The sequence below is a fragment of the Ruegeria alba genome (assembly GCF_022321465.1).
In the GTDB taxonomy this organism is placed as follows: Bacteria; Pseudomonadota; Alphaproteobacteria; order Rhodobacterales; family Rhodobacteraceae; genus Ruegeria_B; species Ruegeria_B alba.
Genome location: NZ_JAKOEM010000001.1, coordinates 196,602 through 210,301, shown reverse-complemented (window position 1 = coordinate 210,301; position 13,700 = coordinate 196,602). Strand labels below are relative to the sequence as shown.

Annotated in this window: 14 protein-coding genes and 1 tRNA gene; 10 read left to right on the top strand and 5 right to left on the bottom strand. The window is 63.6% G+C overall.

Annotation, left to right across the window (positions count from 1 at the left end):
* The first annotated feature begins 68 nt into the window (after positions 1–68).
* The 7 genes from recJ to MB818_RS00995 all read left to right on the top strand — a co-directional run bounded on the left by recJ (position 69) and on the right by MB818_RS00995 (position 6,363).
* On the top strand, positions 69–1,808 hold the full coding sequence (gene recJ / locus MB818_RS01025; RefSeq protein ID WP_234136487.1) for a single-stranded-DNA-specific exonuclease RecJ: 1,740 nt from the start codon (positions 69–71) through the stop codon (positions 1,806–1,808).
* A 112-nt stretch (positions 1,809–1,920) separates the two neighbouring features.
* Positions 1,921–1,995, top strand: a tRNA-Glu gene (locus tag MB818_RS01020).
* Between the two features lie 136 nt (positions 1,996–2,131).
* On the top strand, positions 2,132–3,070 hold the full coding sequence (metA, locus tag MB818_RS01015) for a homoserine O-acetyltransferase MetA (protein ID WP_234162434.1): 939 nt from the start codon (positions 2,132–2,134) through the stop codon (positions 3,068–3,070).
* Between the two features lie 6 nt (positions 3,071–3,076).
* Positions 3,077–4,024 (top strand): alpha/beta fold hydrolase, encoded by a 948-nt coding sequence (locus MB818_RS01010; protein ID WP_234136485.1) that lies wholly within the window; start codon positions 3,077–3,079, stop codon positions 4,022–4,024.
* A 54-nt stretch (positions 4,025–4,078) separates the two neighbouring features.
* Positions 4,079–4,948, top strand: coding sequence for a polyphosphate kinase 2 (gene ppk2 / locus MB818_RS01005; protein ID WP_238903583.1), 870 nt, complete (start codon positions 4,079–4,081; stop codon positions 4,946–4,948).
* Entirely contained in the window at positions 4,941–5,552 is a 612-nt protein-coding gene (locus MB818_RS01000) for a TetR/AcrR family transcriptional regulator (RefSeq protein WP_234136483.1), read from the top strand. Before ppk2 ends, MB818_RS01000 begins: the two co-directional genes overlap by 8 nt.
* A gap of 67 nt (positions 5,553–5,619) precedes the next feature.
* Positions 5,620–6,363 carry an FkbM family methyltransferase gene (locus MB818_RS00995; protein ID WP_238903575.1) on the top strand — a complete coding sequence of 248 codons (744 nt, stop codon included), beginning with the start codon at positions 5,620–5,622 and terminating at the stop codon, positions 6,361–6,363.
* Between the two features lie 257 nt (positions 6,364–6,620).
* Here MB818_RS00995 and MB818_RS00990 read toward each other — a convergent pair whose 3' ends face one another.
* The 4 genes from MB818_RS00990 to MB818_RS00975 form a co-directional block, all read right to left on the bottom strand.
* Positions 6,621–7,517, bottom strand: a complete 897-nt coding sequence (locus MB818_RS00990; protein ID WP_238903573.1) for a sulfotransferase domain-containing protein — start codon at positions 7,515–7,517, stop codon at positions 6,621–6,623.
* 310 nt (positions 7,518–7,827) lie between these two features.
* Positions 7,828–8,310 (bottom strand): 30S ribosomal protein S9, encoded by a 483-nt coding sequence (gene rpsI / locus MB818_RS00985; protein WP_234136480.1) that lies wholly within the window; start codon positions 8,308–8,310, stop codon positions 7,828–7,830.
* A gap of 5 nt (positions 8,311–8,315) precedes the next feature.
* Positions 8,316–8,774, bottom strand: a complete 459-nt coding sequence (gene rplM, locus MB818_RS00980; RefSeq protein ID WP_011047426.1) for a 50S ribosomal protein L13 — start codon at positions 8,772–8,774, stop codon at positions 8,316–8,318.
* Between the two features lie 164 nt (positions 8,775–8,938).
* A complete protein-coding gene (locus MB818_RS00975; RefSeq protein ID WP_234145063.1) occupies positions 8,939–10,342 on the bottom strand; it encodes an aminotransferase-like domain-containing protein in 1,404 nt (467 codons plus the stop codon).
* A gap of 101 nt (positions 10,343–10,443) precedes the next feature.
* Here MB818_RS00975 and MB818_RS00970 point away from each other — a divergent pair, with 101 nt between their 5' ends.
* Positions 10,444–10,671, top strand: a complete 228-nt coding sequence (locus tag MB818_RS00970; RefSeq protein WP_234175904.1) for a DUF1127 domain-containing protein — start codon at positions 10,444–10,446, stop codon at positions 10,669–10,671.
* Between the two features lie 68 nt (positions 10,672–10,739).
* Here MB818_RS00970 and MB818_RS00965 read toward each other — a convergent pair whose 3' ends face one another.
* Positions 10,740–11,183, bottom strand: a complete 444-nt coding sequence (locus MB818_RS00965) for a PaaI family thioesterase (RefSeq protein ID WP_238903571.1) — start codon at positions 11,181–11,183, stop codon at positions 10,740–10,742.
* Positions 11,184–11,241: 58 nt separating this feature from the next.
* Here MB818_RS00965 and MB818_RS00960 point away from each other — a divergent pair, with 58 nt between their 5' ends.
* Together MB818_RS00960 and trmFO are read left to right on the top strand one after the other, a co-directional pair.
* Positions 11,242–12,027 (top strand): enoyl-CoA hydratase, encoded by a 786-nt coding sequence (locus MB818_RS00960; RefSeq protein WP_234170926.1) that lies wholly within the window; start codon positions 11,242–11,244, stop codon positions 12,025–12,027.
* A gap of 321 nt (positions 12,028–12,348) precedes the next feature.
* Entirely contained in the window at positions 12,349–13,698 is a 1,350-nt protein-coding gene (gene trmFO, locus MB818_RS00955) for a methylenetetrahydrofolate--tRNA-(uracil(54)-C(5))-methyltransferase (FADH(2)-oxidizing) TrmFO (protein WP_234145061.1), read from the top strand.
* Positions 13,699–13,700: the final 2 nt, after the last annotated feature.

Genomic DNA, 13,700 nt, shown 5'->3' with positions numbered 1-13,700 from the left:
GGGAGTATTTGAGGCGAAATGAAGGGCCGGGTCCGGGGCGGGTCCGGCCTTTGCGCATGAGGTGAGTGGTGAGTTATCTGGGCATCGAACAGTCCCTGAGCGGGCGGCGCTGGGTCGGCCCCGATCTGGAGACCGAGCGGGCGGCGCAGATGATGCGGCAGCAGACCGACCTGCCGCAGGCGGTGTGCCAGGTGCTGGCCCGGCGCGGGGTCCCGGCGATCGAGGCGCGCGGCTTCCTTGACCCCAAGCTCAAGGAACTGCTGCCCGATCCGCGCAAGCTGAAGGATATGGAAATCGCGGCGACACGGTTCCTGGCCGCGGTTGCCGGGCGCCAGCGGATCGCGGTCTTTGCCGATTACGACGTGGATGGCGGCAGTTCAGCGGCGCTGCTGATCTGCTGGCTGCGCGAGATGGGGCAGACCGCGACGCTTTACGTGCCCGACCGCATCGACGAGGGCTATGGCCCCAACGAGGCGGCGATGGCGGATCTGGCCCGCAGCCATGACCTGATCGTCTGTGTCGATTGCGGCACGCTGAGCCATGGCCCGATCGCCGCCGCCAAAGGCGCCGATGTCATCGTGCTGGACCACCATCTGGGGGCTGAGACCCTGCCCGACTGCGTGGCGGTGGTGAACCCCAACCGACAGGACGAGAGCGGCGATCTGGGCTATTTCTGCGCCGCCGGCGTGGTGTTCCTGATGCTGGTCGAGGCGGGCCGCCAGCTGCGCACGCGTGGGCAACGCGGGCCCGACCTGATGGCGATGCTCGACCTGGTGGCACTGGCCACGGTGGCCGATGTGGCGCCGCTGGTCGAGGCGAACCGGGCGCTGGTGCGCCAGGGGCTGAAGGTGATGGCACAGAGGCAGCGGCCCGGTCTGGTGGCGCTGGCCGATATCGCCCGCATGGACGCCATGCCCAACACCTATCATCTGGGCTTTCTGCTGGGGCCGCGCGTCAATGCCGGGGGCCGGATCGGGCAGGCCGATCTGGGCGCCCGCCTGCTCGGCACCGACAGCATGAGCGAGGCGCAGGCGCTGGCCGAGCGGCTGGACCTGCTCAATACCGAGCGGCGCGATATCGAGGCCGCCGTACGCGCCGCCGCGCTGGATCAGGCCGAAACCCGCGGGCTGGAGGCGCCGCTGGTCTGGGCGGCGGGAGAGGGCTGGCATCCGGGCGTGGTGGGCATCGTCGCCTCGCGCCTCAAGGATGCCGCCAACCGGCCCGCCATCGTCATCGGTTTCGACGGCGACGAGGGCAAGGGCTCGGGCCGCTCGGTGGCGGGTGTCGATCTGGGCGCGGCGATCCAACGGCTGGCATCCGAGGGGCTGCTGGTCAAGGGCGGCGGGCACAAGATGGCGGCCGGGCTGACCGTGCTGCGCGACCGGCTGGAACCGGCGATGGAGCGGCTGTCGGAGCTGCTGGCCAAACAGGGCGCCGGACGGGGCGGACCGGCGGATATGCGGCTGGACGGCGTGCTGATGCCGGGCGCGGCCACGGTCGAGCTGCTGGAACAGATCGAACTGGCAGGCCCCTATGGCGCCGGCGCCCCTGCCCCGCGCTTTGCCCTGCCCGACCTGCAAATCCGCTTTGCCAAGCGCGTCGGCGCCTCGCATCTGAAACTGTCGCTGGCCGACGGAATGGGCGGCGGGCTGGACGCAATCTTGTTTGGCGCCTTCGATGGCGAGATCGGCCCGATACTGGAAAACCACGGCGGCGCCCGGTTCCATTTCGCCGGACGGCTCGAGATCAATTCCTGGGGCGGCAGGCAGAGCGTGCAAATGCGCATAGACGATGTTGCGCTTGTCTGACCTATTGAAATAAGGTTCCTTTTCTACCTTCTCAGAAAACTTTCGCGATTGGTGTTTTTTCCGCTTGCGGGGGCGATGGCGACACCATACAAGGCGCCCCACAAGCCAGCGTGGCCCGTTCGTCTATCGGTTAGGACGCCAGGTTTTCAACCTGGAAAGAGGGGTTCGATTCCCCTACGGGCTGCCACTTTCCCGACCCTGTCATGCCTAGGAGCCCTCTCGCCACCAGCGCGATCTCCTTCGAACCCAACAGGACCGTGATAGGGGCTGGCACTTTTGCATGTGATGGCTTACCTCCAAATCTCGGAAAGGAAGCCCGCGACATGCCTATCAAAATCCCCGCACATCTGCCCGCCTATGACATTCTGACCCGCGAGGGGGTCATGGTCATGTCCGAGGATCAGGCCGCGCGCCAGGACATCCGCCCGCTGCGGATCGGGCTTTTGAACCTGATGCCCAAGAAGATCCAGACCGAGACCCAGTTTGCCCGGCTGATCGGCGCCACGCCGCTCCAGATCGAACTGAGCCTGATCCGGATGACCGAGCATCAGACCAAAACCACCGCCACCGAGCATATGGAAGAGTTCTATCGCCCCTTTCAGGAGGTACGCGACGAGAAATTCGACGGGCTGATCATCACCGGTGCCCCGATCGAACATCTGGAGTTTTCGGACGTCACCTATTGGGATGAATTGCGCGAGGTGTTTGCCTGGACCCAGACCAACGTGCATTCCACATTCGGCGTCTGCTGGGGCGGGATGGCGATGATCAACCATTTCCACGGCATCCGCAAACATATGCTGGACCACAAGGCATTCGGTTGTTTCCGGCACCGCAATCTGGACCCGGCCTCGCCCTATCTGCGCGGTTTCTCGGATGATTTCGTGATCCCGGTCAGCCGCTGGACCGAGATGAAACAGGCCGAGATCGACGCGGTGCCCGAGTTGGTCACCCTGCTGGGCAGCGACGAGGTCGGCCCCTGCCTGGTGGCCGATCCGGGGCATCGCGCGCTCTATATCTTCAACCATTTCGAATATGACAGCGACACGCTGAAACAGGAATATGACCGTGACGTCGCGGGCGGCACCGCGATCAACGTGCCGATCAACTATTATCCCGACGACGATCCCTCGCGGCGGCCGCTCAACCGCTGGCGCAGCCATGCGCATCTGCTCTATGGCAACTGGATCAGCGAGATCTACGAGACAACGCCCTATGACATGGCGCGGATCGGGTTGGAATCCACCGACCTGCGGGGCTGAGTGGTCATGCGGGTGCTGCTGATCCTTTTGCTGTTGGCGGCGGGGTTCTGGGCGCTGACCCTGTGGCGCGCCGCCCGGCACGAGGCACGCGCTCAGGCCAGCCATCCCCCACAGGGCCAGTTTGTCACCGTGGACGGGACGCGCATCCATGCCGAGGTGATGGGCAGCGGCCCGGAACTGGTGATGATTCACGGCTCGAACGGCAATACCCGCGATCTGAGCTTTGTGCTGGCGCCGATCCTTGCCGGGCATTTCCGCGTCATCCTGCTGGACCGGCCCGGGCTGGGCTATTCCGATCCCGCCCCCGCCGGGTCCGAGGATATCGCCGGTCAGGCGCAACTGTTGATGCGGGCGGCGGTGCAGCTGGGCGCCGAACGCCCCATCGTGCTGGGCCACAGCTATGGCGGCGCGGTGGCACTGGCCTGGGCGGTGCATCACCCCGACCGGCTGGCGGCGCTGGTACCGGTGGCCGCCGCGTCGAACCCCTGGACCACGCCGCTGGACCTGCTCTACCGGATCACCTCGACCCGGCTGGGCGCGGCGGTGGCGGTGCCGCTGATCACCGCCTATGTGCCTGACAGCTATGTCGCCCGCGCGCTGGACGACGTGTTCGCGCCGCAACCGGCCCCCGCGGGCTATGACGCGCATTTCGGCCCCGGCCTGTCCCTGCGCCGCGGCTCGCTCAGGGCCAATGCGCGACACCGAGCCAGCCTGTTGGAGGAAATCAAGGCGCTGCATCCGCGATATCGCGACATCGCGGTGCCCACCGAGATCGTGCATGGAACCGAAGATGACACGGTGAATTTCAACCTGCATTCGCGCACCCTGTCGCGGCAAATCCCCGGCGCGGTGCTGACCGCCCTGCCCGGCATTGGCCACATGCCCCAGCATGTGGCGGCCGAGACAGTTGCCGAGGCGGTCCTGCGCGCCGCGACACGTGCGGGTTTGCGTTAATAGCCAACAGCTTCCATATTGAACCCAAACGGCAGCACAAGGGAGCGCGGGCAAATGACAGGCGCGGCAACAGGCGAGATTTCCCGCTATTTCAACGACAAGGCACCAAAGGACATCCGCCGCGCCATCGAGAAGGCGGACAAGGACGATATCCTGAGCGCCAGCTATCCCTATGACGCGGAGATGTCGTCGAAAGCCTACCGGTCCGAGATGGAGGCCCTGCAGGTCGAACTGGTCAAGCTTCAGGCCTGGATCAAGCAGAGCGGCGCCCGCGTCGCCATCCTGTTCGAGGGGCGCGACGCCGCCGGAAAGGGCGGCACCATCAAGCGGTTCCGCGAGAACCTGAACCCGCGCGGCGCACGTGTGGTGGCGCTGGCGAAACCAACCGAGGCCGAACGCAGCCAATGGTATTTCCAGCGCTACATCCAGCATCTGCCCTCGGCGGGGGAATTGGTGTTCTACGACCGCAGCTGGTACAATCGCGGCGTGGTCGAACATGTGTTCGGCTGGTGCAGCGAGGACGAGCGCGAACGCTTCTTTCGCCAGGTTCTGCCCTTTGAACATGACCTGACCGATGACGGCATCCACCTGTTCAAGTTCTGGCTGAACGTGGGCCGCGCCGAACAGCTACGCCGGTTCCACGACCGCGAACGCGACCCGCTGAAACAGTGGAAGCTAAGCCCGGTGGACATCGCCGGGCTGGACAAATGGGACGCCTATTCCGCCGCCATCTCGGAAACCCTGACCCGCAGCCACTCCGACAAGGCGCCCTGGACCGTGATCCGCTCGGACGACAAGAAACGCGCGCGGCTGGCGGCGATCCGCGCCGTGCTGGCGGGCATCGACTATGACAACAAGGACCGGGACGCGGTCGGCCAGCCCGATGCGGCCATCTGCGGAGGCCCCGACATCTGGAATGCGTAAGCAGGGCTATCATCACGGCAATCTGAAACAGGCGCTGATCGACGCGGCGCTGGAGTTGATTCGCGCCAAGGGCCCGACCGGCTTCACCCTGTCCGAGGCCGCCAAGACCGCCGGGGTCACCCCCGCCGCGGTCTATCGCCATTTCGACGGGCGCGAAGAGCTGATCGCCGAGGCCGCCCGCCAGGGGTTCGAGATCTTTGCCGACCTGATGCAATATGCCTATGACAAGGGCCAGCCCTCGGCGCTGGCCGCGTTCGAAGCGACAGGCCGCGCCTATCTGGCCTTTGCCCGCAAGCATCCGGGCCATTACATCGCCATGTTCGAAAGCGGCATCTCGGTCAATCGCAGCCCGGAACTGGCCGCCGCCGCCAATCGCGCCAAAGCCGTGCTGGAACAGGCCGCCGCCGATCTGAGCGACCACATTCCCCCCGAAAAACGCCCGCCCGCAGCCATGGTCTCGGCCCATATCTGGGCGATGAGCCATGGCGTGGTCGAGCTCTATGCCCGCAATGCCGGCGCCACCGCCCCCTTTGCGCCCGAGGATCTGCTGGAGTCCGGGGTCGGAATCTATCTGCGCGGGCTGGGTCTGATCGCGCCCGATTGACAAAGCCCCTTGCCTCGGTTGGGGTGTCCCGCTACCCAGACAGGGTGATTGCCGGAGTAAACTTGCCGTGAGCCATTCGATTTCCAACACCACACTTGTTCGCCGCGACCGCCTGCGCCAACTGCAACAACGGGAGAAAGCCTGGTTCGACCTGGAATTCCTCAAGGCGATGGCGCCCGAGGATCGCAGCCGCTGCATCGACCTGTTGGACCAATCGAAATCGCAACTGCGCCAGGACCTGTTCGCGCTGTGCCAGACCGGGTTCAAGGAGGGCGGTTTCTTTGTCGAATTCGGCGCCACCGACGGGATCGAGCTGAACAATTCCTACCTGCTGGAGACCGGCTTCGGCTGGAGCGGCATCCTCGCCGAACCGGCACGCGGCTGGCATGCCGCGCTCAAGGCCAACCGCACCGCCACCATCGAAACCCGCTGCGTCTGGCACACATCGGGCGAAACGCTGGGCTTTACCGAGGCGCCGCGCGGCGAGAACTCGGGCATCTCGACCTTCGTCAAATCCTCGCGCCGCATCCGCGGCCAGAACTACAAGGTCGAAACGATCTCGCTGATCGAGCTGCTGGAAACCCACAAGGCGCCCGCGCATATCGACTATATCTCGATCGACACCGAGGGCAGCGAGTTCGACATCCTCAATGCCTTCGACTTCGACCGCTGGACATTCGGGGTGATGACAGTGGAACACAACCACGCCCCCCAGCGCGAGGACATCCACACCCTGCTGACCTCGAAAGGCTATCGCCGGGTGCTGCCGGACATCTCGCGCTTTGACGACTGGTACCTGCGCGAGGGGTGAGACCACCCTTTTCCGATTAGGGCTGAGGGCGCGCAGGTTCTCGCGCGATCCTGCGTTTTTGGCAAAGCGTCGCGTTTCACGCGTCGTCAGCGTGGCTGCCAGGGACCGTGCGCCATCAGGCTGCTTCGAACAGGTGCACCTGGCGATGATCGGAAAACGGTCGTTCGCTGACTGCGCCTTATTCCAATGCCGAGCGGGACGAAGTCTCTGTTAAGCGTTTGTATATGACCGAAGCGTCAGATCAAATGACGACATCCTCACGGTTCTCGCTGATCCCCCCAGTTCAACCAGGCAGCGTCCTCGGGCGATAGGAGCGAAGCGCAACGTTCATAATAGCGTGCGAGTTCCTTGTCATTAAGGCGGCCTTCCCACTTGTTGGATGTGCCGGACGCAAAGAACTTCGCTTGGTCCACGAAGGGCGAATCTTTGTGAAAGCGTCTTTCGCTGTCTTCGGCGACCTTGCGCATATTGGCAAACGTATTCGCCTCTGTCAGCGCAGTCAGAGTTTCCGGTGTCAGAGCGATTTCCAGAATTCGGGCAAGCCGTGCAATCTGTCCGCGCAGGTCTTTGCTCAGATCAGCATAATGGAAGAAATGCACGTTTCCCTTCCCCTCACGCGCTTTGGCCTGCTGGTAGTGATGTATAATGGAGTGCACAGTCAGATCATCTGTGCCCGATCCGGTCAGTGGTCCCTCAACAAACCTGCTGAAACCTGCCGGGATATCGTCCGGGAACATCTCTAGAAGAGGGCCCCCATCTTTCATGTTCTCAACGTGGCTTCGAAATGAGAAATGGGCATCGACTGGGTGACGATACACAACGATATAGGTTGGCTCTGAAGCATATGAGATGCCGTCCATGGGCGTATGGCTTTTGAGGCAGCGCCGACGCGTCAGGCTGGCTTGTTTTGCGGCGATTGCTTTTCGGTCGCGAAATCCGCAATCGAGCCAAGGCGCTTCGTCTCTGTTGCCGGCATCCGGAACGACCCTGCCATGTATCAGCATCATGACGATATTCAACGTCCATGTCGTGCCGCATTTAGGGGGCGTACAAACAATCACATCGTTGGGCCGCAGCTGAAATTCATCCCATATGTCGGTATTCGTGACCGGGCCGAGATAATCGCGGAGACGTTCTGTTTGGACTGTCTGCATTTGGCTTTCCCCTCACCGGTAACTCCACGTTAGCTGACCATCATCCAACAACAAAGCAGTTTGACCGTCAGTGAGGCGAGGCAAGAAATGTCGGCTATTGGCTCAAACCAGACCTGTGCTGCACAGAGATCACATGACCGGTCTCGGCCGTTTCATGGTTCTGCAATGCCTCTCCCTGCACATCGCTTGTTGCCGAATGGCACCGACCAAGGCCTCGATCGGCTCAGCAATGCAAAGCCACTAACCCCCACATCCCACAACGAAAAAGGCCGCGCATTGCGCGGCCTTTTCCATGTTCTGGGTCCGAAGCTTAGCGCTTCGAGAACTGGAACGAACGGCGGGCTTTGCGCTTGCCGTATTTCTTACGCTCGACCACGCGGCTGTCGCGGGTCAGGAAGCCGGCGGCCTTGAGCGCGCCACGCAGCGAGGGATCGTAGAGTTGCAGCGCCTTCGAGATGCCGTGCTTGACCGCGCCGGCCTGACCGGTCAGGCCGCCGCCCTTGACGGTTGCCATCACGTCGAACTGGCCTTCGACACCGGCCACCTGGAACGGCTGGCGCAGGATCAGCTGCAGAACGGGACGCGCGAAATAGGCGTCCTGGTCCTTGCCATTGACGACGACCTTGCCCGAACCCGGCTTGATCCAGACACGGGCGACCGCATCTTTCCGCTTGCCGGTGGCATAGGAGCGGCCCAGCTCGTCGCGAACGGGTTCGCGCGGCTCGTCTGCGGCCACGGTTTCGAGGCCTGCGACGGCGCTCAGCTCTTCGAGAGTGTTGATCTGATCAGCCATCGGTTTCAGCTCCGGGTGTTTTTCTTGTTCATGGACTTGACGTCCAGAACTTCGGGGGCCTGGGCTTCATGCGGGTGCTCGGTCCCGGCATAGATGCGCAGGTTGGTCATCTGCTGACGCGACAGGCGGTTGCCCGGCAGCATGCGCTTGACGGCCTGATAGACCACGCGCTCGGGGTGTGCCCCCTCGAGGATCTGCTGCTTGGTGCGCGACTTGATGCCGCCCGGGTGGCCGGTGTGCCAGTAGAAGTGCTCTTCGCGCTTCTTGCCGGTGATCTGCACCTTGTCGGCATTGATGACGATGACGTTGTCGCCCATATCCATATGCGGAGTGAACGAGGCCTTGTGCTTGCCACGCAGGCGCATGGCGACGATCGAGGCGAGGCGGCCCAGAACGACACCCTCGGCGTCGATCAGGATCCACTTCTTGTCGATGTCTGCAGGAGTTGCAGAGAAGGTTTTCATGGCAGGATGGTCCTGTTTGATGTGAAAGACCGGCCGCAACGACCGGTCCTAATCCGATGGGCGGTTTCTAAGGAGATGTATGGGGCGGGTCAAGCGCATGTTGCGCGATTTAATAAAGCGAAAACAATCGTTTGCAAAATAGGTATTATTTTACCCCAATAAAATCAGACACTGATCTGCTCGGGCGGGTTATCCAGCAGCGCGCGCAACCGCATCATCGCGGCCTCGAACCGCTCCAGCGAGACATGGGCGTTCATCGCGATGCGCACCGCATTGGGCGCGCGCCCGTCGCGCAGGGCAAACTCGTCGGCCGAACGCACCTGCACCCCTGCCCGCTCGGCGGCGCGGGTAAAGGCGGCCGAGCGCCATCCCGATGGCAGCCGCAACCAGACAAAAGGCACCGCCGAATCCCAGACCAGGTCGAACCCGCCCAGCGTGTTGACCGTGACGCGCACATATTCAGCCATGCGTTGCTGGACCGCGCGGGCCAGATCGCGGGCGCGCGGGTCGCTCAGCATCAGCCGGGTCAGTTCCGCCAGCGGTTGGGCCAGGCCGAAATAGCCATATTCGGCCGAGCGGCGCAGCCCCGCGCTCTGCCCTTCGGGGGCAATGGCGAACCCCACCCGCAGCGCCGGGGTCAGTGTCTTTGAGATGGACGAGACATGCCAGCCCCGCTCGGGCGCCAAGGCGCGATAGCTGGGCGCCTGAGGCTCTCCCATCCGGTAACAATCGTCCTCGATGATTTGCAGGTCATGCTTGCGGGCGACCTCGACCACCTCCTTGCGGCGCTCCAGCGGCGAGCGGCAGCCGGTCGGGTTCTGCACCTCGGGTGAGACGCAGATCGCCTGCGCCGGGGTCTGGCGCGCGGCCAGGTCCAGCGACATCGGGTCAATGCCCCATTTGTCCATCCGCACCCCGATCACGTCGGCCCGCATCAGCTCTGCCGCGCGCCGGAACCCGGCATAGGACAGGTCCTCGACCAGAACCACCGGTTTGGGCCCCTTGAACACGGTCTGGAACACCACGCACAGCCCGCTTTGTCCGCCATGGGTCAACACGATATCATCCGCCGTCAGCGGCCCCAGAGGCAGATCGGACATCCAGTCCGCCACCGCCTGGCGCACCCCGGCATAGGCATCGCGGGTGGGATAGTTCAGGAACATCGCGGGATCACCCTGCGCCACCTTGTGCAGGCATTCCCGGATCAGCGCCACCTGCCCCATATCGGCCAGGCGCGGGCTGAACAGGCTGACATTGTTGTCGTTCCGCTCATCCAGAAGATAGAGCTGCCGCGACCAGACATCATCCAGCACCGGACGCTTCGGCGGCGCCACGAATGTGCCGCGCCCCACTTCGGCATTCAGCAACCCCTCGTCGGTCAGGATCGTATAGGCCCGCGCCACGGTTCCGGGGGTAATGCCCAGTTTATAGGCAAGCTCCCGCACCGGCGGCAGTTTCACCCCAACCTCCAGGTCCTTGGCATCAATCGCTTTTCGGATGACGTCGGCAACCAGCGTGTACTTGGCGCCTTTGGCCTGCGGCAAGGAGTCGGGCCAAATTGTACCCATTACAATCTTTCCTTTGATCTTGGGACAATTTCGAATGTATCAAGCACATGTACCAAGTAAATTCAACTTGTGTCAATACAATTTTTGAAAGGACCCATGTCATGACCCGCATGATGCATTCGCCCGCTCTGATGCTGCTGAACGCCAGCCCCCGGCTGCCGCTGATCGCCGCTCTTGCCGTGCGTTTCGCCGCGACCGTGACCACATGGGAACAACGTCGGCGAACCCGGCTCAATCTGGGCAAGCTCGACGATCACCTGCTGCGCGATGTGGGCCTGACCCGACAGGCCGCCCGCGACGAAGCCGCCCGCCGCTTCTGGCAGGGCTGAGACGGAATCCCCAGTCCCTTCATTGGGACCTCTTCACTGGCCGGGGCTTGCCCCGGCCTTTTTTCGTCTCACCCGAACTGCGCGGCAGCGGACCCCTGCGGCGGGATCGAATAGGTCATGCTGGCCCGCGCCACGGGCTTGTCGGAGCCTTCGGAGAACATAAGGATATCGCCCACCGCCAGTGACCGGCCCAGTTTCAGCAGGCGACATTGCGCGATCATCTGGGTATTGCCCTCGGGCTTGCGCATGAAATCCATCGAACAGCTGGTGGTCACTGCCAGCGCCTGCCGCCCCAGCCGCGCCAGCACCATCGCATAGACGCAGACATCGGCCAGCGCGAACATCGACGGCCCCGAGATGGTGCCGCCCGGACGCAAATGCCGCTCGGCGGTCAACAGCCGCATGGTGATCGTGTCCTCGGTCAGGTTGTCGATGGCGAAATCCTCGCGCACCTGCGGGAATACCTCGGTCAGGTATTGCGACAATTCCTCCCGGTTCAGTGCCAACGCCATGCTTTCCCTCCTCGTCTCCTGCGCCTAGAGTTGCCCCGAGTTTGGCAGGGAGGGCAAGATGGCAATTCTGGAACGTCGCGACACGGGGGCGGTTGCCCATCTGACCATGAACGCGCCCGAACGGCTGAACGCACTCAGCGACGAGATGCTGGCGGCGCTTCAGGCCGAGTTCGACGCGCTGCGCGACGACGCGGGCATCCGCGCGGTGATCCTGTCCGGCGCGGGCAAGGCGTTTTGCGCGGGCCACGACCTGAAACAGATGACCGCCGGGCGTCAGGCTGAGGATGGCGGCAAGGCCTATTTCAAGGATCTATTCGACCGCTGTGCCCGGATGATGATGACCATCCAGTCGCTGCCCCAGCCGGTGATCGCCCAGGCCCATGGCATCGCCACTGCTGCCGGCTGCCAGTTGGTCGCGACCTGCGACATGGCCGTCGCCGCCGAGGGCACCCGGTTCGGGGTCAATGGCGTCAATATCGGCCTGTTCTGCTCGACCCCGATGGTCGCACTCAGCCGCAATATCCCCCGCAAGCAGGCGTTCGAGATGTTGACCACCGGTCAATTCATCGAGGCCAGCCGGGCCGCAGACCTGGGGCTGGTCAACCGGGTGGTGCCCGCCGCCGATCTCGAGGCCGAAACCCGCGCCCTGGCCGATACCGTGGCGGGCAAGCTGGGCGCGGCAGTGCGGATCGGCAAGGAGGCATTTTATCGCCAGCAGCTTCTGCCGCTGGACCAGGCCTATGCCTATACCGGCGAGGTGATGGTGGAAAACATGCTCTATCGCGACACCGCCGAAGGAATCGCCGCCTTTATCGAGAAGCGCGACCCCGATTGGCGCCAGTAATCGGATCATCGCACCAATCCACGGGAATTGTTTCCAAATTTGCGCTTTCAATCGGGGCAACACTGTGGCAAAGCTGGGGCAAGGTAAATGCCTTGACGACTTTTGGGTCGCCGTGGGCGGAAGGTCCCTCCTAGCCGGCTCTCTCTCCGGCGTTGACATTCCCGCAGCGGCGACCCCAAAAATCTCCCCTCTCTGATCCGCCACAATTGCTGCGCTGGCCAAGCGTGTGACGTATTTTTCCGTTGACAGCGCCTTGGACAGGCGAAAGCGGGCCACACTCGATCATTGCACCGCGCCGCGCCCTGCCCTATGTGGCAGATCATGACAGACAGATTGCATATCGTGGGCGGCGGCATGGCCGGATCCGAGGCCGCCTGGCAGGCGGCACAGCAGGGTATCGACGTGGTGATCCACGAGATGCGCCCCACCGTCGGCACCTTCGCGCATCAGACCGGCAACCTGGCCGAGATGGTCTGTTCGAACTCGTTCCGCTCGGACGATGACGAGCAGAACGCCGTGGGCCTGCTCCACTGGGAGATGCGCGCGGCCGGTGGGCTGATCATGTCCGCCGCCGATGCCCACCGCCTGCCCGCAGGCGGTGCGCTGGCGGTGGATCGCGACCCGTTTGCAGAGACCGTGACCGCCCGGCTGCACGCCCATCCCCGCGTCTCGGTCACCGCCGAGGAAGTGACCGAACTGCCCCGTGACGGGCATTGGATCTTTGCCACCGGCCCGCTGACCTCGCCCGCGCTTGGCGCCGCCATCCAGGCCGAGACCGGGGCCGAGGCGCTGGCCTTTTTCGACGCCATCGCGCCCATCGTCTATGCCGAGACAATCGACATGTCGCGCGCCTGGATGCAGTCGCGCTACGACAAGGGCGAGACCGAGGAAGAGCGTACCGCCTATCTGAACTGCCCGATGGACCGCGACCAGTACGAGGCCTTCATCGATGCGTTGCTGGCCGCCGACAAGACCGAGTTTCACGAGGGCGAGACCGCGACCTATTTCGACGGCTGCCTGCCGATCGAGGTGATGGCCGAACGAGGCCGCGAAACCCTGCGCCACGGCCCGATGAAGCCGGTTGGCCTGACCAATCCGCACCAGCCCGACGTCAAACCCCATGCGGTGGTGCAGCTGCGCCGCGACAATGCGCTGGGTACGCTCTATAATATCGTGGGCTTTCAAACTAAGATGAAATACGGCGCCCAAACCGCTGTTTTCAAGACAATTCCCGGCCTCGAAGAAGCCAGCTTTGCGCGTCTGGGCGGCATCCATCGCAACACCTTCCTGAATTCGCCGACCCTGCTGGATGCGCAGATGCGGCTGAAATCACGCCCCAATATCCGCTTTGCCGGGCAGATCACCGGGGTCGAGGGCTATGTGGAAAGTGCGGCCATGGGCCTTTTGGCCGGGCGGCTGGCCGCGGCCGAGATCCAGGGCCGCACCCTGCCCGAGGTGCCGCAAGACAGCGCCATGGGCGCGCTGATCCACCACATCACCGGCGGCGCCGAAGCCAAGACCTTTCAGCCGATGAACGTCAATTTCGGCCTGTTCCGCCCGGTCGACGGGCTGAAAGGCGGCCGCAGGGGCCGCAAAGACCGCTACAAAGCCTATACCGACCGCGCCAAGGAGGCCTGGTCCGCTTGGCTAACCGAGGCTGAGAACAAGTAAAC

Coding starts and splice junctions, on each gene's coding strand:
- metA (WP_234162434.1), top strand. CDS start 2,132: ATGCCTATCAAAATCCCCGCACATCTGCCCGCCTATGACATTCTGACC.
- MB818_RS01010 (WP_234136485.1), top strand. CDS start 3,077: ATGCGGGTGCTGCTGATCCTTTTGCTGTTGGCGGCGGGGTTCTGGGCG.
- ppk2 (WP_238903583.1), top strand. CDS start 4,079: ATGACAGGCGCGGCAACAGGCGAGATTTCCCGCTATTTCAACGACAAG.
- MB818_RS01000 (WP_234136483.1), top strand. CDS start 4,941: ATGCGTAAGCAGGGCTATCATCACGGCAATCTGAAACAGGCGCTGATC.
- MB818_RS00990 (WP_238903573.1), bottom strand. CDS start 7,517: ATGCAGACAGTCCAAACAGAACGTCTCCGCGATTATCTCGGCCCGGTC.
- rpsI (WP_234136480.1), bottom strand. CDS start 8,310: ATGGCTGATCAGATCAACACTCTCGAAGAGCTGAGCGCCGTCGCAGGC.
- rplM (WP_011047426.1), bottom strand. CDS start 8,774: ATGAAAACCTTCTCTGCAACTCCTGCAGACATCGACAAGAAGTGGATC.
- MB818_RS00975 (WP_234145063.1), bottom strand. CDS start 10,342: ATGGGTACAATTTGGCCCGACTCCTTGCCGCAGGCCAAAGGCGCCAAG.
- MB818_RS00970 (WP_234175904.1), top strand. CDS start 10,444: ATGACCCGCATGATGCATTCGCCCGCTCTGATGCTGCTGAACGCCAGC.
- MB818_RS00965 (WP_238903571.1), bottom strand. CDS start 11,183: ATGGCGTTGGCACTGAACCGGGAGGAATTGTCGCAATACCTGACCGAG.
- MB818_RS00960 (WP_234170926.1), top strand. CDS start 11,242: ATGGCAATTCTGGAACGTCGCGACACGGGGGCGGTTGCCCATCTGACC.
- trmFO (WP_234145061.1), top strand. CDS start 12,349: ATGACAGACAGATTGCATATCGTGGGCGGCGGCATGGCCGGATCCGAG.